The following is a 20,967-nucleotide window of genomic DNA, read 5'->3' on the forward strand; positions in this document are numbered from 1 at the left end:
AACGTTGTTATGTCAGGACGCCGGCCTCGATTGCCCTGAAGTGGCGCGGCTCCCGCTGAGATTGTTCGCCGCCTAGGGATTGGACAGCGCCGCGGGCGTGGAATGCCGATTGCGTGCAGGTGGCCCGCCGACGCGCGCCATGGTGCGGTTACGCATGACCGCTGGCCGCGGTGTCTACGAGGCCCGGATCCAGCTTGGCGAAGAAGGCCAGCATCCGTCGACGCGGCGTGACCACAAAAATTCCAGCCTTGGGAATAACTGGCCGTGGAGAGCGTCAGTTCGTCAGGGCCACATTCCCAGCCCCGCTCCAAAACCGCGCCATGTTCCCGTTCCAGATCCTACGCCGCCACGCGCCCTGGCTGTCAGTCGCGGCCTTCGTCGTCATCGCCGGACCCTTGCGCGCCGATGCGCCCAACCAAGGCTTCAAGGCCGAGAACGACGCCGCCATGACCCGAATGATGGCCGGCATGGACGTCAAGCCGACAGGCGACGTCGACCGCGACTTCGTAGCCATGATGATCCCGCACCACCAGGCTAGTTCGCCCCATGCGCCTAGAGAAGAACACCCGTATGTCCGAGCGCGCCGACGGCGAGCTTGGCGGAGTGTCCTGGGCCGACGGCGGCATGGGCTACAGCGTCGTTGGGCGGGCGGAGCTCGAGACCTTGCATCCCCTGGCCGATGAAGTCAGACGTCAACTGAAACGTGCGGCCTAGGGCGGATTCATCGTCCATCATCGCCCGCGACCGCGACGCCTATCGCGCGCATTCTCGACACGCCAGAAGCTGTCTCCGGCTTGCTAGCGGGCTGTCTTGGAACTCAGCGCCGAGACACCCGCCCGGGTCTGCACCACGGGCCTTAGGGAGCCGTCCGCATTGAAGTGGAGGCGCTCGGCCGTCACCGCTCGGCGCCCGATCGCCCCGCCTTGGTCGCCGACCGCAAGGGTCGCGTTGTGCAGGAAGATATACCAATCGCCCTTGAACTCGATGACGCCCGGGTGGATCGTGAAGCTGTACTTTCCGGGCCCGGTCAGCAGGCCTCGATACGTCCAAGGGCCGGTTATCGAAGGCGCGGTCGCGTAGGATACATGCTCGTCCCGCTGGGTCGCGCGGTCCAGCGAAGCGTAGGTCAGGTAGTAAAGATCGCCGCGCTTGTGCAGCCACGGCCCCTCTTCGAAATGCGGCGGCGTGATCTCCGTGATCGGGCCGTCGATCTCGATCATGTTGGGTTTGAGCTTGGCGATGTAGCATTGGCGATTACCCCAGGCGATCCAGGTCGTCCCGTCGTCATCAGTGAACACCGTGGGATCGATGTCTTCCCAGCTGTGCGTGCCCTTGGGCGTCATCTCGTTGGTGATCAGGGCGCTGCCGCGCGCGTCGACGAACGGCCCCGTGGGCCGATCCGACACAGCGACACCGATGGCCTTGCCGGGATGCGACTTGTCGTGCTCGACGGCGGCGTAGAAGTAGAACTTCCCGTTTTTCTGGGTCGCCTGGGACGCCCACGCATCCTTCTGAGCCCACTTGAAATCGGTGGCCTTCATGATCGGCGGATAGGACGTCCACGTCTTCATGTCGGTGGTGGAGTAGACTAGCCACTCGCGCATGTTGAACATCTCGTCGCGCTGCGCCTCGTCGTGGCCGACATAGAGAAACAGGCGATCGCCCACGACCAGCGGCGCCGGATCCGCCGTGAACTTGTCGCGGAAGAGAGGATTGGAGCCTGGCGCCGACGGCGCTTCACCGGCCCAGCAGGGCGCCGCGCCTCCTAGGGCCGCGATCAGCCAAAGCGTCGCCAAAATCCGTTTCATGCTTGTCCCCTTCCCCACACGCGCCCCAGACTAACTCAGACAAAAACCACTGTCATGATCGACCTTGGTCGGATCCGAGTGTCGAGCATCCGCTGCTCGCGCACCCTTTCGGGCGCTTCGGATGACGGATAGCTGGCGCGCATGGTCATTCAGGCCACGTCGGAAGGTATTGCGCTAGTCGAGAAGTTAGCGCTACCATTTGTCCGACATAAAGCGGTCGAGTTAATCGACACGCAAAAAACGCGCAGGGAAGAAACATCATGAGACACGAAAGTCACGCACGCCCCGAGGGCTTGGCGACGCGCCGACGAACCGGCCTGGGCGCCCTAGCGCTGGCGCTGACGATGGCCCTTGCCGGCGGCGCCAGCGCGCAGGACGACAGGATGACGCCGATGGCGCCGCCCGCTCAGCCCGACGCTATCGTGCTGAACACCGGTCCTCTGCCGGGCGCCACCTCCGCGGAAGCCTGGCATCGCCAGTACGGCAGCGTCTTCACCCGCAACGTCACGGTCGCGACCCTCACGCCCTTCCTCCCCGATCCCGCCAAGGCGACCGGCGCGGCGGTCATCGTGGCCCCCGGGGGCGGCTTTCGAACCCTATCCATGGAGAACGAGGGCTGGAACGTCGCGCGCGCCCTCGCCGAGAAGGGCGTGGCCGCCTTCGTGCTGAAATACAGACTGAACCAGACGCCACCGGACATGGCGGGCTTCGAACGCTCGATGAACGAGATGTTCTCGGCCACCGCCCAGAGGCCGCGCCCCGCCCCGCAAGACGCCATCGCCGGCTTGGCGCCCCAGATCGCCGACGCACGCGCGGCGTTCGCGCTGGTTCGCGGCAGGGCGGCGCAATGGCGGGTCGATCCGGATCGGATCGGCATGATCGGCTTTTCCGCCGGCGCGATGCTGACCCTGGCCACGACCCTGTCGGACGAGGACGCCAAGCCGGCTCTGATCGGCCTGATCTATGGGCCCCTTTCGCCCGTGACCGTCTCGGCCGACGCCCCGCCAATGTTCGTGGCCCTCGCCGCGGACGATCCGTTCTTCGCCAACAGCGGTCAGGGTTTGATCGACAGCTGGCGAGCCGCCAAGCGCCCAGTCGAATTCCACCTCTACGAGCGAGGCGGTCATGGCTTTGGAATGTACCAGAAGACCACCTCCAGCACCGGGTGGTTCGACGCCTATCTGCGTTGGATCGGGATGCACGGCATGCTCACGCCGAGATCATAAAGCGCGAACGATCGGCGGTGGCGTCTAGCGAAGGTCGAGCCCGTAGCCCCCAGCGAAGCGAGCCGCCCGGCGAAGGCTGTCGTCCAGCTGTCACGGGCCAACGTTAAGGGAACCGATCATTCCATCCGCGAGCCGCCTCGCCGGGCATGCCTTTCATCCTCCTGATGTCCGCGATCGCTCCGCTAGCCTTTCTTGGCGCCGCGACGCCCACGCCCTTGAGTCTCGCGGAAAGCCTGAACCGATTGGCGGCGGAAAAGGACGTTCTGATCCTCTACACGCCCGACCTCGTCGCCGGCCAGAAAGGGCTTGCTCCGCCCAAGGGCCTTTCGGCGCGGTCGTCCATAAGGATGCTGGTCGCGGGAACGGACGTGTCGGCGCGGGAGATCCGGCGGGGCGTCTTCGTGCTCGAGCGAAAAGACGCCCAGCTCTCGCCGAGCCCTGCCCTACCTACGCAACCGCCGCCGCAGCCAAATGGGCCGACGGCCATCGACGCCGTCACCATCACCGCCTACGCGGCCAGCCTCGCCCGGTCCCAGAACCTCAAGCGCGCCGCCGCCTACGGCCTGGACGCCGTTAGCGCCGAGGACATCGCCCGCCTGCCCGTCGGCAACGCCGCCGAAGCCCTGCAACTGGCGCCGGGCGTCAGCCTGGAGCGCCACCGGGGCGTGGGTCTCTATGTCAGTATCCGGGGCCTGGGGCCGCAGTTCCAGAACGTGCTGCTGAATGGTCGCCCGATCGCCCTGAACGATCTCGTCGAGAACGGCGGCTTTCGCGGACGCCAGTTCCGCTTCGAGGTGCTGCCCGCCGACGTCATCGACCAGATCGAGGTCGTGAAGACCACCACCGCCGACATGGACGAAGGCGCCCTGGGCGGTGACATCGACGTGCGGACCTTCAAGCCCCTGGATCGCGGCAAGCGCTCGGTGCTGTCCGTGCGCCTCTCCGAGGGCCGGACCGACAAGGCCGACCCGTCGGTCTCGGGCGTCTGGAGCTGGGTCGACGCCAGTGGCCGCCTGGGCGTGCTGGCCGGTGGGGTCGTCGAGCGTCGGCGGATCCGCAACGACCGCCTCTACCAGACCGGCTGGAACCAGGATCGGTTCGTCTCGGTGCTGGGTCCTGGCGTCTACACGCCCACGCGCACCCGGCCTACGGTGGAGCTGGAGGACCGGCGCATGGCGTCCGGCGACTTCACCCTGCAGTGGCGGCCGACGAACGCCCTCAGCCTCGATTTCGATCTCCTCGCCACGCGCCTGGACGCCCACTACGACGAGTACGGCCTGGACATCTATCCGGACGATCCGTCGGTCTCGAGCCCGCGCTTCGTGGCGGGCACGCAGGTGATCAAGGGCGACACGGCCCAGGCCGGCGCTATCGACAACGTCCGCTGGATGGCCTCGCACGAGATCAGCCTGAACCGCCACGACCTGGTCGCCCTGGGCGCCCACGCCCGCTGGGTCACCGGAGTCTGGACGCTCGACGGCGACTGGGGCTACTCACGGGCTCGCAGCTATCATCCGGACGGTCGCGGCACGGTGAGGGCCCGCGTGGCCTTCTTCGCGCCTTTGACCTACGACTTCAGCCACGGCCTGGCTGGTGGTCCAGACCTGCGCACGACCGTCGACTACGCCGACCCGGCCAACTATGTCGGCCAGTCGTTCGACTACACGTTCAAGGACTCCCGCGACCTCGACGAGACCGTCAAGCTGGACCTGGCCCGGCCCATCGGCTTGTTCGACCTGACCCTAGGCGTCGAGAGCCATCGCCGATCGCGCGACTATCGCCGCCGCGACTGGACCCTGGACACCCTGGTCGGCCAGCCGCTGGTCGGCCTAGGCTCCGACGCCTACGGCCTGACGCCGTTCTCGGCATTCCTGTCGGGCGTCGACGCCGACCTGCCGCGCCGCTGGGTCGCGCCGAGCGCCCAGACCCTGTACGCGCGGCTCTACACTCCACAGGTCGCCGCCCGCGTCCCCACCGCCGTCGACCTGCGCAACTCGTTCGTGGTCGAGGAGAAGATCCGTTCGGCCTATGCCCGCCTCGACGTCCAGACCATGGTGTTCGGGCGACCGGTCGACGGCAATCTGGGCGTCCGTTACGCCGACACGCGGCAGGTCTCGCAAGGCGTGCTGTCCAGCGGCTCGGATCCCCTGCCCGCCGAGTGGCGCAAGGCCTACGGAAACTGGCTGCCCAGCGCCAACCTCAGGGTCGTGCTGACCTCGCGCCTCTATCTGCGCCTGGCCGCCTCGCGCGTGGTCAGCCGGCCCAATGTCATCGACAGCGCCCCGCGCATCACCGTGGCCCGCGACACCCCCACCGCCAATGGCGGCAATCCCGAGCTGGACCCGTTCCTGGCCACTCAGCTGGACGCCGGCTTAGAGTGGTACTTCCCGGCCGGCGGCGCCTTGGCCCTGGCGGCCTTCGACCGGCGGCTGGACGACTACATCACCGCCCAGAACACCTTCATCGAGGTCCCCGGTCGCGGACAGGTGCTGCTGTCGACCAACGTCAATGGCGGCGACGCCCGCATCCAGGGGCTGGAGCTGACCTTCAGCCGGGTCTTTCGCGACCTGCCCGCGCCGTTCGACGGCCTGGGCGTGCAGGGCGCCGCGACCCTGGTGCGCAGCCAGGCCAACTACTTCGCCGGCGACCGGGTGATCCGCAACGTCCTGCTAGGCCTGTCGCGCTCGACCTACAGCGCACTGGTCTTCTACGAGAAGGGCCGCGGCTCGGTGCGAGTCGGCTACAATTGGCGGGGCGCGTACCTGACGTCGATCGGCAGCTCGGTCACCGCGCCGGCCACCACCGCGCCGTTCGGCTCGCTGGACGGGGCGGTCTCCTGGCGGCTGAACCGCCGCGCGACCCTTTCCCTGGAGGGCGTCAACCTGACCGACGCCCGCCGCTACGTCTATGGCGAGAGCCGCGATCAGCCGATGGAGATCCATCACTGGGGCCGGTACCTGTCCGCGAGGATGAGATGGGCGTTCTGACCTTCCGTGGCGTGGGTGCGCACGCCGATCCGCCCGATGGGCCCAGTGAGTCGGCCCCGGCCAACCCGCCGCTCGAGGCCCCGCGCTTCGAGGCGCTGGTGTCACGCTACCGTCGTCCGCTGCTGCGTTTCTTCCAGCGCCGGTCGGTCGGGGTCGAGGACGCCGAGGACCTGACTCAGGAGGTCTTCATGCGGCTCTCCCAACGGTTCGCGCGCCTGCACTGGGGCAATCCGGACGGGCTGGTGTTCACGGTCGCCGCCAACGCCCTGGTCGACCACGAGCGCCACCAGCGATCCCGCCACCGCGGACGCCACGTCGAGGTCGACCCCGCCCTGCCCGCCGACGAGCCGACCGCAGAAGCCGCCCTGGCCGGACGCGAGCGGCTGGCCAAGCTGGTCGCGGCCCTGGACGACCTGCATCCGAACGCGCGCGCGGTCTTCGTGCTGTGCCGCTTCGAGAACCTGACCCAAGCCGAGGCGGCGACGCGACTGAACCTGTCGCTCAGCGCCGTCGAGAAACACATGATGAACGCCCTGACGCGCCTGCGCGAAGCCATCGAGATCGCGCATGACGCCTGACCAAGACTTCGACCCCCGCCGCCTGATGGCGGCCAGCCTGACCCGCCAGCTGACCGCCGCCGAGGAGGCCGCGCTGGACACCTGGTCGGCCTCCTCGGCCGAGGCGCGCGAGGAGATCGCCCGTACGCGCGAGGTGTGGTTGGCCATGGGCCTGGCCGCCGACGATCCCACCGTCCGCGCCCTGCGCCGCGACGTTCGCCGCGAGGCGCGCCTGGATCGTCCAGCCGGGCCGGATCGCCGCCCCCTGGTCGCCGGCCTGACGCTGCTCGCCGCCGCCCTGGTCGTCGGCGTCGTCCTGAAGGTCCAGCCGCAAGTCCAGACCTATGCCGCGCCCGCCCATGCCCCGGCCCGCCTGACCCTCGCCGACGGCAGTCACGTCATGCTGAGCCCCGGCGGCCGTCTGACCACCCGCTTCAAGGCCGGCGCGCGCGACGTCTCGCTGGACGCCGGCGACGCCTTCTTCGATGTCGCCCACGACAAGACGCGGCCGTTCGAGGTCGCGACGTCGGGCCGGGCCCTGACGGTGCTGGGCACGCGCTTCAACGTGGCCAGCGGCGGCCGGCTGACGGTGTCGCTGGTCGAGGGCTCGCTGCGCGTCAGCCAGCCGGGCGCGGTCAGCGTGCTACTGCGTCCGGGACAGCGTTATGTGGGCGCGTCCGGCGTCGGCGGCGCTTCGCAGACCGGCGATGTGCAGAGCGACGCGGCGTGGACCAGCGGCCGGGTCGTCCTGGCCGACGCCAGCCTCGCGGACGCGGCCGAGCGGCTGTCGCGGGCCTCGGGTCGGCGGGTCGAACTGACCGATCCGAGCCTGGCGCGCCTGCGGCTGTCGGGCTCGCTGGACATCGGCCGGATGGACGATGTCGGCGCGGCGCTGGAGGCTCTGCTGCCGGTGCGCGCGCGGATCACGACCGGGGGCGACCTCGTCGTCTCCCCCGCCGCAAAGCCCTCCTGACACGGATAAAATCCAGACTTTTCAACAGGATTGTCGCAAATATTTCACCGACGCCGGACTGAGGGTCGGCGCGCGCGCTTCCGTTCTTCTGCCCTGACCCGCGCCTCCCCGCGGGCCCACCAGAGATCGGGGGATAAAATGTCCAGCTCCAAGTTCAGTTCGAAATTCCAGGGCGCGCGCTGCGCGGGCGCCGTCGCCATCCTCGCCTTCGCCGCGCTCGGCGTGAGCCAGGCCAAAGCCGCCGACACCGCCGGCGCGCCGGCGGCCGCTGAACCCGCCGACTCCGTCGAGGAAGTCGTCATCACCTCGTACGGCAAGAGCCTGCAGGCCGCCGCCGCCCTGAAGCGCTCGGCAGACTACGGTCTGGACGCTGTCAACGCCGAGGACATCGGCAAATTCCCGACCCGCAACGCCGCCGAGGCGCTGCAGCTGGTCACCGGCGTGACCATCGACCGCCAGCGGGGCGCGGGCCTGTATGTCAGCGTCCGGGGCCTGGGCCCGCAGTTCCAGTATACCGAGCTGAACGGCCGCTCGATCGCGGTCAACGAGCTGATCGAGAACGGCGGCGCCAAGGGTCGCCAGTTCCGCTTCGAGGTGCTGCCCGCCGAGCTGATCTCGCAGATCGAGGTCGTGAAGAGCCCCACCGCCGACATGGATGAAGGCGCCCTGGGCGGCAACATCAACATCAAGACCTTCAAGCCGTTGGACCTGGGTCAGAAGGCCGCCTTCTCGGTGCGCGAGACCTATAACGACGTGCGCAAGAAGGCCGACCCGTCGGCCTCGGGCCTGCTCAGCTGGACCAACGCCGACAAGACGATCGGCTTGCTGGCCTCGGGCCTCTATGACGAGCGCCACGTCCGCAACGACCGCCTGTACCAGGTCGGCTGGAACCTGAACCGCTTCACCTCGGTGCTGGGCAGCGGCCTCTACACCCCGTCGCGCACCCGCCCGACCATCGAGACCGAGCACCGCAAGCTCTATTCGGGCGCCGTCTCGGGCCAGTGGAAGCCCAATAGTGACTTCCAGACCGACGTCGACCTGCTGGTGACCCGCCTGGACGTCGACTACGACGAGTTCGGCCTCGACATCTATCCGGATGACAGCACCTTCGCGATCCCGACTTTCGTGGCCGGCAGCCAGAAGGTCGTTGGCGACACGGTGGTCGGCGGCACGATCAACAACGTCCGCTGGATGGGCTCGCGCGAGACCAGCCTGAACCGCCACGACCTGACGATCTTCGGCGTCAAGCAGGCCTGGACGCCCGGCGCCTGGTCCTTCAACGCCGAGTACGGCTATTCGCGCGCCCGCAGCTACCATCCGGACGGCAAGGCCACGACGCGCAACCGCATCGCCTTCTTCGCCCCGCTGACCTACGACTTCTCGCGCGGCTACACGGCGATCCCGCAACTGACCACGCCCGTCGACTACACCAACCCGGCCAACTATGTCGGCCAGGCGTTCGACTACACCTGGAAGGACTCGCGCGACAGCGACGAGACCTTCCGCCTGGATGGCGCGCGGGTGTTCGACAGCTGGTTCAGCAAGCTCGCGTTCGGCGTCGAGCAGCACAACATGAACCGCACCTACCTACGCCGTGACTGGGTGCTGAACGACATCCTCAACGTGCCGCTGACGACCCTGGGCTCCAGCTTCTACGAAGCCATGCCCTTTTCGGGCTTCCTGAAGAGCTTCGACGGCAATACGCCGCGCACCTGGGTCACCCCGACCCGCGACGCCTACTACAACCGCCTGTACACGCCGGCCGTGGCGGCCCAGCCGTGGTCGACGGCCGACCTGCGCAACTCGTTCATCGTCGACCAGAAGATCCACAGCGCCTACGTGCGCGGCGATTTCAAGTTCGAGCTGGGCGGCCTGCCGGTCAGCGGCAACGCCGGCGTGCGCTACGCCGAGACCAAACAACTGGCCTCCGGCACCCTGACCAGCGGCACGACGCCGGTGCCGGTCGGTTATCTGAAGGAATACAAGAACTGGCTGCCCAGCCTGAACGTCAAGGTCGAGCTGCGTGACGACCTCGTCGCCCGCTTCGCCGCCTCGCGCGTCGTCAACCGCCCCAACGTCACCGACAGCGCCCCACGCATCAGCGTCAGCCGCGACTCGCCAACGGCCTCGGGCGGCAATCCGGACCTGAACCCGTTCCTGGCCGATCAGTACGACGTCTCGCTGGAATGGTACCCGGCCCCGACCACGGCCGTGACCGGCGCGATCTTCGTCAAGAAGATGGACGACTACATCACCGCCCAGAACGTCACCATCCAGGTGCCCGGCCGCGGCGACGTCCTGCTGTCGTCCAGCGTCAATGGCGGCGACGCCGAGGTGCGCGGCTTCGAGGCAGCCTACAATCAGTCGCTGTCGTTCCTGCCCGGCCTGCTGGACGGCCTGGGCGTGCAGGCCTCGGTCACCCTGGTGGACAGCAAGGCGAACTATTTCGCCGGCAACCGCCAGATCAAGGACGACCTCGTGGGCCTGTCCAAGCAGAGCTACAACCTGGTCGGCTACTACGAGAAGGGGCCGATCAGCGCCCGTCTCGGCTGGTTCTGGCGCTCGCGCTACCTATCGTCGATCGGCAGCACCACCACGGCCCAGTCCTATGTCGACGCCTACGGCTCGCTCGACGGCTCGCTCTCGTACCAGATCACCCCGTGGTACGCGGTGACGCTGGAGGGTTCGAACCTGACCGATGAGATCCGCTACCTGTACGGCAAGAGCAAGGACCAGCCGATGGAGATCTATCACTGGGGCCGCACGGTCTCGCTGACGCTCCGCGGCAAGTTCTAAACCCATCCCCGAACGCCCTCTGCTCATGAGAGGTCGTCGCCTTACGCGGACCGGTCGCATGCCGGCCGGTCCGCGAACCCGCGACGGGAGCGTCCAGGCGACCGGTTTGTCTCAACGCCCGCCCCCAATCACGTCGCATCTCCCATGGGTCACGTCGCCAGATGACGCACCCACGATATGAAGACGCAGCGTGACGGAAATTCCCCGAACCCCGGTGTGAATTTATTCCCTGATCTTGACGGCGGCTCCCGCCCACGGCGCCGTCGATCCCGCCTAGCCAGCGGCGGTTGCGACGGAAGTCCTTGCGGGGCCCATTGAGCCTCCGAGCGATGGAGGGTTGGCATGGGCAAACTATTCGACAGGGCGATGGGCGGGGCGCCGCGCAAGGCAGAGGAACATGGAGGCGGCTTCGGCGACCGCCATTGGGGGGAAGGCGGACGGGTCCATACCGGCGTCCTGCCGTTCTTCGCCCACCACCTTGTCTTCGAGGGAGCGCCGCGATGAGCCCGCGCTATCTCCGCTCCAGCCTTCGGGCGTTCCTGATCACATCCATGCTCATCACCGCGTCGCCATCCTCCGCCCAGGTCGCCGCGACGACGCCACGGTCCATGGTCAAGCTACTGACCAAGGGGGCCTCCGGTCCGCCGACAAGCATCGCCGATCTAGCCTGGCTCGAGGGGCACTGGATCGGCGACATGCCCGAAGGCCCCGTCGAGCACGTCATCCTGGATCATAGGTTTGGGCACATGCCGGGCTTTGTTCGCGCGGTGAGCCCGAGCGGGGTGATCTTCTACGAGATCAGCGTATTCGCGCAGGCTGGGGACAGCGTCACCGTCCGGGTCAAACACTTCACGCCGCTTCTCGCCGGCTGGGAGGCGCAGGACGCCTATATCGACCGCCCGCTGGTCGACCGGGACTCCAAGACCCTGTTTTTCGACGGCATCACCTTCTCCCGGACCGGCGAGGACAGCTTCACGGTCTATTTTCTCAATCGCTCCGGTCAGGAGGAGCGGGAGACGCTGGTCATACCGTTCCGGCGGAAGTGACTCCGCGATCATCACCCCTTCGAAGGCATGCGCTCAAATAGGTCTGGACAGCCTCCCGATAGCGACGACTGATCCTCAGCTTGACGCCATTGGTCAGGCGCAGGGCGCCATCGCCGTGCGATCCGGCGCGAACTTCGGCGATGGCGTCGAGGCGCACGATCACGGCGCGATGGATGCGAGCGAAGGACTCGGCTGGCAGTCGGGCCGCCAGGGAAGCGATCGACTCGTCGATCAGCAGCGCTCGCGTGGCCGTGTGGACCTCCGCGTAGTTGCCGGCCGCGCCGATCCAATGGACGTCCTCCAGCGGAATGATCCGGGCCACGCCGTTTCCGCGCGCCACCAGCCGTGGCGTCCGGGGAACGCAGGCCAGCAGCGAGGTCAAGGCGCGCGACGGTCCAGAACCGACGGCTGTCTGGCGGCGGACCCGATCGAGGACTTGAGCGAACCGGCCGTCGCCAAAGGGCTTGAGCAGATAGTCGATGGCCTGCACCTCGAACGCGCGAACGGCGAAGGCGTCGTGGGCGGTCACGAAGACGGTGATCGGCATCGCCTCGGCGCCGATCGCCTCGACGACGTCGAAGCCCGTCACCTCCGGCATCTGGACGTCGAGGAAGACAAGGTCTGGCCGCGTCGCCTCGATCTGGGCGATGGCCGAAGCGCCGTGCGCCGCCTCGCCGACGATCTCGAAATCCGATTGCGCGCGCAGCAGGGTCGCGACACGGCGCCGCGCCAGGGGTTCGTCGTCGACGATGAGCGTCCGGATCATCGCGGCGTCACCAGCACGACTCTGAACCCTGCTGTCGGGGCCGTGTCGATCTCCAGGGAATGGCGGTCGCCATAAAGCTGTCGCAGGCGTCGGCGCGCGTTCCCCAGCCCCACGCGCTCGACGATGGCGCCGGCGCCCTTGCCGTCGTCGGCCACGGTCACATGCAGTCGCCCGTCGACCACCCTGGCGGCGATCGTCACCGTGCCGCCCTCCACCAGGGGCGAAATTCCATGGCGAACAGCGTTCTCCACCAGCGGCTGGAGCAGCAGGGTCGGCACCAGACACGTCAAGGCGTCGGGCGCGACATCTCGGACGACCCGCAGCCGTGGCCCCAGCCGCGCCTGCTCGATGGCGAGATAGGCCTCGGTAAAATCCAGTTCGTCGCCAAACGCGCTTTGCGGCGCGCGATGTTCCTCGATGGACAGGCGCAGCAAGTCGCCCAGCTTGGCGATCAGGCGCCGGGCCCGGCGCGGCTCGTCCTCGACCAGCGCCGAGATCGCGTTGAGAGTGTTGAACAGGAAGTGCGGCTGCAGTTGCGCGCGCAGGGCCGCGCTCTCGGCCTCGGCCAGTCGCGCCTCCATGCGCGCGCCGGCCACCTCCCGGTCGCGGAGCGCGCGATAGGCTCGCGCTCCGACCACGAGGGCCACGATGATCGCGTAGATCAGAAGATTGATCTGGAAATTTCCCGCCAGCTTCTGCACGAGAATCCGCCCCGGCGCCTCGGCGCCCAGCGTCCACATGAGGGTGACGTAGAGCGCCGTCTGCAGCAGAGCGAAACCAACGCCCGCGAGCAGATGCACGATGAAGAACCGGACGCCGCGTCGCGGCTCGAAGGGCGAGCGGCGGGCGAAGGCGACAACCAGCGGCGTCAGAAGCGCCCAGATGCTGTTGCCGGCGACCGAGTAGCCGAGAAGCTCCAGCCATTTGGGATCCTGGCCCGTCACGAGGCCGCCCATGTACCATTGCCAGGAATTGAGCAGCGCAACGATCGACCAGACGCCCGCCAGGGCGGCGCCCCAGAGCACGTAACGTCGGCCACGACCCACGACGTTCATCCGACGATGCTCCTGATCCTGGGCAGCCTGGCCGAGACGGCCTTCGCCGACGCTAGGCCCGATGGTCGTGGGTCGCGATCTGGCGGAACATCTTCAGCGAGCCGTCGGCTTGCCGCCGCCACAGCCGAAGACCTCCCCCCGAGACGATCCCAGAATCCGCGCCGTTGCGCCAGCGCACCTCGAACTTGGGATACTCGACCACGTAGCCGTCCAGCACCTCGAAGCCCTCGTTCCAGACTTTGACCGACTCGAAGACCACGCCTCGGCCCTGTTCGGTGTAGCGAACCAGATGGGTTCGAATGTCGTTGATCCCGACCTTCGGCGTGTCCGCGTAGGGCATGAAGACAGCGTCGTCGGCATACCGTGCGATCTTGGCGGCGGCGTCGTGGCTCTTGACCGCTTCGGCGTCGAGGGCGTTGAGCCTACCAAGTTCGGCCTCGACCTCGGGATCTCCCGGCGGGGCCGCGCGGCCCGTCGTCTCGCGTTCGCCCAGGCTATGGGAGGCGGGATTCTCGATCCGCTCGAAATAGCCCCAGACCTCCGCCTTCAGCTTCAAGGCGCCGTCGGGCTGGCGACGCCACAGGTTCGCGTACCGACCTTGAAGACTATGCGACACCCCGTCCGCCAGGAGGGCGTAGGTAAGGTCGAAGCCTCCAAGTTCCAGTCCGCTTTCATCATCAAGCGGAACGATCTCGGTCGTGCGGCGGGCATAGGCGCTGACCCGCTGGCGAGACGCCAGGACCCGATAGTAGCGGGCGATCGAACCTGGACCGTACAATCGAGGCTGGTAGTCGGGATTGCTGATGCTGTCGGCGGCGTAGTGGACCATTCGTCGGTCGACATCCCCGCTCAGCCAGGCCGCCGAGAGGTCGGCGTTCCGGCGTTGGATCTCCGCGGCCCACGCCACTGGAACCTTTCTTGGCTTCGCCGCTCCAGACGCCTTGGTCGCGGCGACCGCCGATCTGGCCGAGATCGGCTCAAGGATCACGATCATCGGCGTCCCGGCGGCGACGAGCGCCACTAACCGCCTTCTGCTGAAAAGGCGGAGCCTTTGGGATTGATCGTCCATCATGACCATGGCTCCTGGATGTCGCGTCCCGGCTCCAGGGCGCATGAAACCATGCGGCGGACAAACGGGAAGGGTCGAACGGGATCGGGTCTTCCGTGAGCGGGACGAAGCTTGACCCAGGTCCATCGCGAGCGTGGGAAACGGACACCCCAACCACACCGCCCTTCGGATAGCCATCGCGCGGCGGAGGTTGCCGGCCAGCGATATGAAAGCCGCGTCGTAAGGCGAACTTGGGATCCTTCCAGTTTCCGGCCATCCAACCGATACGGCTAGACGCGCTTCGCCGAGGGCCTCGCTGCCTTGCGCCGCGGTCGTTGTTTATCTCGCCTATCGAGCGTTGAACCCAGGGCGCCGCACAGCGCGGCGCTCTCGATGGACGGTCCAAACGCGGAAATAGCGAGCAAGGTGTTGCTCAGGCCTGCATGGCCACTGTGCAAAACAACGCCGCCTGTGCGGCGCGGCGAACAAGAACGCCGCTTTTCGATTGTCGGCTCACCAGGTCTGCCTCCTCCTGATGACGACACGCGGGACAACGACGTTCCGTGTTGACCCATGAGGGTCGCCAGTCGCGACGTAGCGGCTTGGTAAGCTTGGACAATGGCGTCCGGAGAGATCGCGAGAGCGATCCCGCCGGGCGTTTTTTTTTGGCCCTAGGGGATGGAGGCGTCATGCGATCGACAGTCATGCTGCGCTGCGGCGCGGCACTGAGCGCGCTTGCCTGGAGTACAACCGCGATGGCGCGGGCCGCGCTGGTTTCGGCTCCTCGAGCGGTCGCCGAAGCGACGGTCGAATCCGTGCCGGAATCGGCGCCCTCCGTCGCGTCGCCCACGTTCAGCGACCAGGTCGCGGACGGAAAACTGATCCTGGAGGTGCGTGGCCGTTATGAGGGCGTCGACCAGGCCAAGACCGCAACGCTCACCGACGACGCCGCGGCCTACACCATCCGCACCCGCCTGGGCTGGGAGACCGCCGAGTTTCGCGGCGTGAAGGGCCTGATCGAAGTCGAGGACGTGCGTCACATCGGACCCGAGCACTTCGCCGTCAACGCGCCCGGTGCGCCGACGCCGCCGCTGAACGGCGCCCACAAAGCCAAGTATCCGATCAGTAACGATCCGGACGTCACGGAACTGAACCGTCTCCAGCTAGCCTGGACTCCCAGCACCGCCATTCAGGTGGTCGCCGGCCGCCAGCGCATCCTGCTCGACGACCAACGCTTCGTCGGCAATGTGGGCTGGCGCCAGGACGAGCAGACCTTCGACGCGATCCGGACCGATCTCGCCTACGGCCGGTTCAAGGCGACCTATGCTTATGTCACGCGCGTCAATCGCATCCTGGGCGAGATGACGGACTGGGAGAGCGACAGCCACCTGCTGAACGCCACCTGGTCACCGGCCGAGGCGCTGCGCCTGCAAGGCTTCGTCTACGCCCTGGACTTCGGCAATTCGGCGATCAATTCGTCGCTAACCACCGGGGCCAAGGCCTCCGGCAAGACATGGACCGGACTCTATCAGCTGGCCTATAGCGCCACCTACGCCAAGCAGTCGGACTACCATCACAACACGCCCGGCTTCGACCTGACCTATTTTGGCGGCGACATCGCCGGGACGTTCGACATCTACACGGTCAAGGCCAGCTACGAGTCGTTGGAAGGCGACGGAGTGCGCGGCTTCACCACGCCCCTGGCCACCGTCCACGCCTTCCAGGGCTGGGCCGACGCCTTCGTCTCGCCGGGCGGCAACAAGAGCTTCGTCGACGGGATCGAGGACGCCAACCTCACCTTCACCGCCAAGCCCCGCTTCAAGCGGACCTACTTCTTCAACACCGAGTTCCTGGTCCGCTACCACGACTTCAATGGCCATCGGACCGGCGCCGACCTGGGCCACGAGTGGGACGTCGCCTTCGCCGCCTCCATCACGCCCAAACTCTCGATCCAGCTGAAGTACGCCGACTTCAAGCGCGAGAGGACGGCGCCCGCGGGCACGGCCACGCCGCCGGCCTCGCGAACCAAGGCCTGGATCACCCTCGAATACAAGCTCTGACGCCTAGCGGGACGAGCCGTTCGGCGCCCTGGACGCCTTGAACCGCGCCCCTCGGCGCCGGAAGCCGGCTCTGACACCGTTCCGAACACACGAGATCCAGACGTCTGGCTGGCGGCGTCTTCTGCGATGTTTGTCACAGTCCATGGCTAGCGTGCTGAACGCCCAATGTCCGAGTGATCGATGCAACGCCGGCTTCCACCCCTTGAGAACATCCAGGCGTTCATCGAAGCCGCCCGGGGTCCGAACTTTCGCGCCGCCGCCGAGCGCTGCGCCATCAGTCCCGCCGCCTTCTCGCGCCGCCTGCAGGCGCTGGCCGCGCAATTCGATCGGGTCCTGTTCGAGCGCACGCCCGACGGCCTGCAGCTGACCGAGGCGGGCGCGCGCTGTTTGCGCGAACTGGAGCCGGCCTATCTGGAACTGCGCCGCGCCGCGCGCGCCGCGGTGGGCGATGACCTCGAGCAAACCGAAGTGCGCCTGTCTCTTTCGCACTCGCTGGCGGTGGGCTGGCTGATCCCCCGCCTGGGCGGCCTCAGCGACATCCGGCTGTCGTTCGACACCATTCGCGACGCCTCGGCGCTGCGGCGGGGCGCGGTCGATCTGGCGATCTGCTTCAGCGACACGGATTTCTCGGGCCTGTCCTCGCGTTCCCTGATCACCGTTTCGGGCACGCCGGTCGCCTCGCCCCAGGTCGCGGCGCGCTTTCGGGCCAATCCCGACCTGTCGGCCTTTCCCCGGCTGGCCGTCAGTGTGCCGCTCAACATCTGGGACTGGTGGACGGATCAAGCCGGCCTGACTCGCCTGGCCGCTACGACCCGCTTCGACGTCATGCAAGCCGCCTACGAGGCGGCGGCGCAGGGAATGGGCGTCGTCCTTGGCGCCCTGCCCACCGTCCAACCCTATCTCGACGACGGCCGGTTGGTCGAGCTGGGCCTGCCCTGGCTCAAATATCCCGGCGAATACCGCTTGGCGGCCACGAGCGCTGGACGACGACGCCGTTCCGTCGCCGCGGTCTGGTCGTGGCTGGAAGGCCAAGCGGCGAACACTCCCGCCACCTATTTCGCGAAAGCCTCGCGCAGCAGGTCGGACAGTCTGTATCCGGCGATCGCGGCCCGTTCCTCGGCCAGGGCCGCCGCCCCCTCGGCATAGCCCGGCGCCAGCGCCTTGGCCTGGCTGGCCGACAAGCCGCCGACCGCTCCCGAAGCATAGGCATGGGACGCCGCTAGCGCCCGGCTTTCATTGGCCCAGGCGCCATAATCCGCCGCGCGCGCCGCGCCCGGCGACACCGAAGCGCGCGGCAGGCGACGCTCCAGGGCCTTCGCCCGCGCCGTGACCGAGGCGACGTCCCCGGCGCGATGGAGGCTGTCGTCCCAGAACCAATGCAGGGTTTCTGGGCGCTTCGTCAGAGGATCGATGACAAACTGCAGGCTACCGGCCTTGTCGCCGTCCGGATACCGCGCGGAAAACAGCTGCGCCGTGTGCAACGGTTGGTGCACGTCTCCGGCTAGGTGCATCACCCAACACAGGGCCATGGCGCGCTGAGCCGGTGTGGCGGCGCGATTGGCCATGACCCGGGCGTTCAGGGCGAAGGCCTCGACGCCGTCCATGGAGATCCTGTCGTCGGGCGGGATCGCGGGCGGGTCCCCGGCCCGGACGACCGGCTTCAGCTCCAGGTGCCAGCTGGGCTGGTCATAGCTGGTCAGGCGCGCGTCGTCGGGCCAGCGCGCGCATTCCATCATCAGCCTCAGCGCCCGCTCGCGGCCTTCGCTGCGGTCCTCGGCCACCTCGAACGGTCCCCGGTCGGGATGGCCGTCCAGCACCGCCACCACGCGATCCACGATCGCCGGATCGCTGGCTTCCAGATCATCGAAGGCGATCGCGGCGATGACCATGTGTCCCGGCCGGGTCCAGGCCGCGGCCGGGGCCGCGCCCAGCGACCAGGCCGTCACCAGCGCCAGTCCCGTTCTGCCGAGCCGCTCCAGCGCGCCCATCAGAAGCTGGCCCCAAGGCGGATGAAGTACTCGCGGCCGTCGACCCCGATCCCGCCCGCCTCGGTATAGGGCCGGCCGTCGGTCTGGCCCTTCACGCGGTCGGGATAGGCGTCGGTGGCGTTCAGCGCGCCAACCTGCACCCGCATGCGCTCGGTCACCTGATAGGCCAGGGTCAGGTCCAGCGTGGTGTCGGAGCCGAACACCTGGATCGGGCCGACCGGTGCGGCCTTGTAGCGCCCGAACCGCGCCGCGTCGGCCGTCAGGCTCCAGCGACCGACCCGCAGGTCCGCCGAGAGCGTCAGCTTGTTGCGAGGCTCGGCGTCGGCCAGCGTGTTCAGCGACGCGGCCGCCAGCAGAGGCAGGGTCGGGACCACCGGATTGCTTCGCGGGTTGCGCGGATCGGTGTCGAACGCGGCATAGCCGACGGTCAGGTTCAGGCGTCCGTCGTGACCGATCCGGGTGCGCCAGTTGCCGGTCGCCTCGAAGCCCTGGGTCCGGGTGTCGATGGCGTTGGTGAAGAACCGCACCTGGCTGGCGTTGGTGATGCCGGCGCGCTGCAGGATGGCGACCACGGCCGGGCCCGTCAGGGATTCGCTGAGCGCGATGCGATCCTCGATCTCGATCCGGAAGGCGTCCAGGCTGAAGGTCAGGCCCTCGCGCGGCGTCAGCACGAAACCGCCCGAATAGTGCTTGGAGGTCTCCGGACGCAGGTCGCTGGCCCCCAGGGCGCGGGCGACCGGATCGGTGACCGCGAAGGTGCCGATATTGACCAGCGCGCCAGCGCTGAGCTGGCTGGTCACGGTTGAGAAGTACTGCTGCTGCAACGACGGGGCCCGGAAGCCGGTGCTGACCGTCGTCCGCGCCGCCAGCCAGGGCGTGGCCCGCCAGAACGCCGAGGCCTTGCCCGTCACCTTGCGCCCGAAGTCGCTATAGTCCTCGGCGCGCGCGGCGACGCCGATGTCCAGGCCCTTGACCGGGCTGATCTCGGCGTCGACGAAGGCGCTGAAGGCGTTGCGATCCACGTCGATCGGGGTCGGCGGGTTGAAGCCGGGAAAGCCCTGCGCGCCCGCGCCGCTGAACGAGGCCGGCTCGCCCGAGCGAATCTTGAAGGTCTCGCGGCGATACTCAGCGCCAAGCGCCAGATTGGCGCCGGCCATCAAGCGATCGAAGGATCGGCTGACCGTCAGGTTGGCGATGTTCTGGCCATAGGTCACGCCGCCGGAATCGAACCGTGTCGGACTGGTCGCGCCGAGCGAGGTGTTGACGCTGTTGGAGACCGCGAAGTCACCCCGGTCGTAGCCAGCCGTATCGCTGAGGTCATAGCGCCAACCCGCGACCTCGCCTCGCACGCCCACCGCGCCGCCCAGATCCAGCATGTCCAAATTGATGTTCGGTAGAAAGCCGTTCGGATAGAGCGCCGGCGCGACGCTGGGCAGGCGAAACAACGGCGTACTGGTGGAGTCACGGAGAGCCAGCGTGCCGAAGCCATAGGCTCGCGCCCCGGCGGGCAGAGCCGCTTCGGCATTGGCGGTCAGCAGCAGGTTCTGGGCGTCGGGATCGCCCGTACGCTGGCTGACGCGACCGACGCGCGGGTCGATCTCGGCCGAATTCGTGGGCTTCCGCGTCCTGGCCTCGCCGGTCACGGTCAAAAAGCCGTCCTGGCCCAACGGCAGGCCGATCCGGCCGCTGATGACGCCGGACTGGCCGTCGCCGTCCTCGGTGACGCCGGCCGTGGCCGTCGCCTCGCCGCCGCGCGCGTCGGAGCGCAGCACGATATTGATCACCCCGGCGATGGCGTCAGAGCCGTACTGGGCGGCCGCGCCGTCTCGCAGCACCTCGACGCGGGCGATGGCCGCGACCGGAATGGTGTTGATGTCGACGGGCACCGTGCCGCGGCCGACGCCGTTGTTGAAGTTCAGCACCGACGAAGCGTGGCGGCGGTGACCGTTGACCAGGATCAGCACCTGATCGGGGCCCAGCCCCCGCAACGAGAAGCCGCGCGTGCTGCTGGAGGACGGCGAGGTCTGCGAGCGCGGATAGTTGAACGACGGCGCCAGGAAACCCAGGATCTTGCCCAGGTCGGTAAAACCGCGCTGCGCCAGCACCTCGCCACTGAACACATCGACGGGCGCGGCGGTCTCGGTCGCAAGGCGTCCTGGCACCCGCGATCCGACCACCAGCACTTCGTCCAGCACCGCTTCCGTGGGCGGCGAGGATTGCGCCCACGCCCCCGTCGCTCCAAACGACATCGTCAGCGCCGCACCCGCCGCCAGACCCTTGAACACCGTCATGACTAAACTCCCCGTCTCGTGACGAGGCGTTTAGTCTGGGGTCTGACCGCGGCGTGAACGCAAAGACCGCAACGGCGTTGCGCGGCGTGCAATCCCGAGGGACTCCCCACCGCCTAGTCGCCCACGAACATGCGTTCCCAACGTCAGAGGCGGGCCAACGAAGTGAGCCCTGGACGACGGATGCAAATCCGGCGAAAGCGGTATTATATTACCGTCATTCCCACTCAATTCCAGTAATTATATCAAGCTATTGAATTTATTGGATTTCAATGATCACGCGTTCGTGTATACCTGTGATCAATACCGCCAAATATTAGCGTTTTGAATTCACTCAGAATTTCGGATGCTTGACATATAGCGGCGCGC

Annotated in this window: 16 protein-coding genes; 9 read left to right on the forward strand and 7 right to left on the reverse strand. The window is 67.6% G+C overall.

All coding sequences use genetic code 11. From position 1 onward, the window contains the following. Positions 1 to 362: 362 nt before the first annotated feature. Positions 363 to 566 carry a hypothetical protein gene (locus tag ACW173_RS21075; protein WP_492082019.1) on the reverse strand — a complete coding sequence of 68 codons (204 nt, stop codon included), beginning with the start codon at positions 564 to 566 and terminating at the stop codon, positions 363 to 365. 4 nt (positions 567 to 570) lie between these two features. Between ACW173_RS21075 and ACW173_RS21080 the strand changes: the two genes are divergently transcribed. After that, positions 571 to 714 (forward strand): hypothetical protein, encoded by a 144-nt coding sequence (locus ACW173_RS21080; protein WP_492082020.1) that lies wholly within the window; start codon positions 571 to 573, stop codon positions 712 to 714. Between the two features lie 83 nt (positions 715 to 797). Here ACW173_RS21080 and ACW173_RS21085 read toward each other — a convergent pair whose 3' ends face one another. Then, positions 798 to 1,808, reverse strand: coding sequence for a glycoside hydrolase family 43 protein (locus ACW173_RS21085; protein ID WP_492082021.1), 1,011 nt, complete (start codon positions 1,806 to 1,808; stop codon positions 798 to 800). Between the two features lie 344 nt (positions 1,809 to 2,152). On the opposite strand from ACW173_RS21085, the gene ACW173_RS21090 reads away from it, so the two are divergent. The 6 genes from ACW173_RS21090 to ACW173_RS21115 all read left to right on the forward strand — a co-directional run bounded on the left by ACW173_RS21090 (position 2,153) and on the right by ACW173_RS21115 (position 11,393). Next, positions 2,153 to 3,034 (forward strand): alpha/beta hydrolase, encoded by an 882-nt coding sequence (locus ACW173_RS21090; protein ID WP_492086034.1) that lies wholly within the window; start codon positions 2,153 to 2,155, stop codon positions 3,032 to 3,034. A 146-nt stretch (positions 3,035 to 3,180) separates the two neighbouring features. Then, the gene (locus ACW173_RS21095; protein WP_492082022.1) at positions 3,181 to 6,021 is read left to right on the forward strand and encodes a TonB-dependent receptor; all 2,841 of its coding nucleotides are present in this window, start codon (positions 3,181 to 3,183) and stop codon (positions 6,019 to 6,021) included. Continuing rightward, positions 6,009 to 6,599, forward strand: a complete 591-nt coding sequence (locus ACW173_RS21100; RefSeq protein ID WP_492082023.1) for an RNA polymerase sigma factor — start codon at positions 6,009 to 6,011, stop codon at positions 6,597 to 6,599. The genes ACW173_RS21095 and ACW173_RS21100 overlap by 13 nt, the downstream gene beginning before the upstream one ends. Beyond that, complete coding sequence (locus tag ACW173_RS21105; protein ID WP_492082024.1) at positions 6,589 to 7,551, forward strand: FecR family protein; 963 nt, start codon at positions 6,589 to 6,591, stop codon at positions 7,549 to 7,551. Before ACW173_RS21100 ends, ACW173_RS21105 begins: the two co-directional genes overlap by 11 nt. A 138-nt stretch (positions 7,552 to 7,689) precedes the next feature. Further along, positions 7,690 to 10,347 (forward strand): TonB-dependent receptor, encoded by a 2,658-nt coding sequence (locus tag ACW173_RS21110; RefSeq protein ID WP_492082025.1) that lies wholly within the window; start codon positions 7,690 to 7,692, stop codon positions 10,345 to 10,347. Between the two features lie 500 nt (positions 10,348 to 10,847). Further along, the gene (locus ACW173_RS21115) at positions 10,848 to 11,393 is read left to right on the forward strand and encodes a DUF6265 family protein (RefSeq protein WP_492082026.1); all 546 of its coding nucleotides are present in this window, start codon (positions 10,848 to 10,850) and stop codon (positions 11,391 to 11,393) included. Here the strand turns inward: ACW173_RS21115 and ACW173_RS21120 are convergent. Genes ACW173_RS21120 through ACW173_RS21130 form a run of 3 tightly spaced genes read right to left on the reverse strand, consistent with a single transcriptional unit; the run spans position 11,371 to position 14,235 of the window. Beyond that, positions 11,371 to 12,159 (reverse strand): LytR/AlgR family response regulator transcription factor, encoded by a 789-nt coding sequence (locus ACW173_RS21120; protein WP_492082027.1) that lies wholly within the window; start codon positions 12,157 to 12,159, stop codon positions 11,371 to 11,373. The two genes, ACW173_RS21115 and ACW173_RS21120, sit on opposite strands and share 23 nt — an antisense overlap. Further along, complete coding sequence (locus ACW173_RS21125; RefSeq protein ID WP_492082028.1) at positions 12,156 to 13,214, reverse strand: sensor histidine kinase; 1,059 nt, start codon at positions 13,212 to 13,214, stop codon at positions 12,156 to 12,158. The genes ACW173_RS21120 and ACW173_RS21125 overlap by 4 nt, the downstream gene beginning before the upstream one ends. Positions 13,215 to 13,266: 52 nt before the next feature. Continuing rightward, entirely contained in the window at positions 13,267 to 14,235 is a 969-nt protein-coding gene (locus ACW173_RS21130; RefSeq protein WP_492082029.1) for a YybH family protein, read from the reverse strand. Between the two features lie 716 nt (positions 14,236 to 14,951). Between ACW173_RS21130 and ACW173_RS21135 the strand changes: the two genes are divergently transcribed. Beyond that, positions 14,952 to 16,322 carry an alginate export family protein gene (locus ACW173_RS21135; RefSeq protein ID WP_492082030.1) on the forward strand — a complete coding sequence of 457 codons (1,371 nt, stop codon included), beginning with the start codon at positions 14,952 to 14,954 and terminating at the stop codon, positions 16,320 to 16,322. A gap of 180 nt (positions 16,323 to 16,502) precedes the next feature. Next, entirely contained in the window at positions 16,503 to 17,468 is a 966-nt protein-coding gene (locus ACW173_RS21140) for a LysR family transcriptional regulator (protein ID WP_492082031.1), read from the forward strand. On the opposite strand, the gene ACW173_RS21145 is transcribed toward ACW173_RS21140, so the two are convergent. Together ACW173_RS21145 and ACW173_RS21150 are read right to left on the reverse strand one after the other, a co-directional pair. Then, positions 17,375 to 18,310, reverse strand: coding sequence for a S1/P1 nuclease (locus ACW173_RS21145; protein ID WP_492082032.1), 936 nt, complete (start codon positions 18,308 to 18,310; stop codon positions 17,375 to 17,377). The genes ACW173_RS21140 and ACW173_RS21145 overlap by 94 nt on opposite strands. Next, positions 18,310 to 20,601, reverse strand: coding sequence for a TonB-dependent receptor plug domain-containing protein (locus tag ACW173_RS21150; RefSeq protein ID WP_492082033.1), 2,292 nt, complete (start codon positions 20,599 to 20,601; stop codon positions 18,310 to 18,312). Before ACW173_RS21150 ends, ACW173_RS21145 begins: the two co-directional genes overlap by 1 nt. Between the last annotated feature and the right edge of the window lie 366 nt (positions 20,602 to 20,967).

Source organism: Caulobacter sp. ALps2, assembly GCF_058681635.1.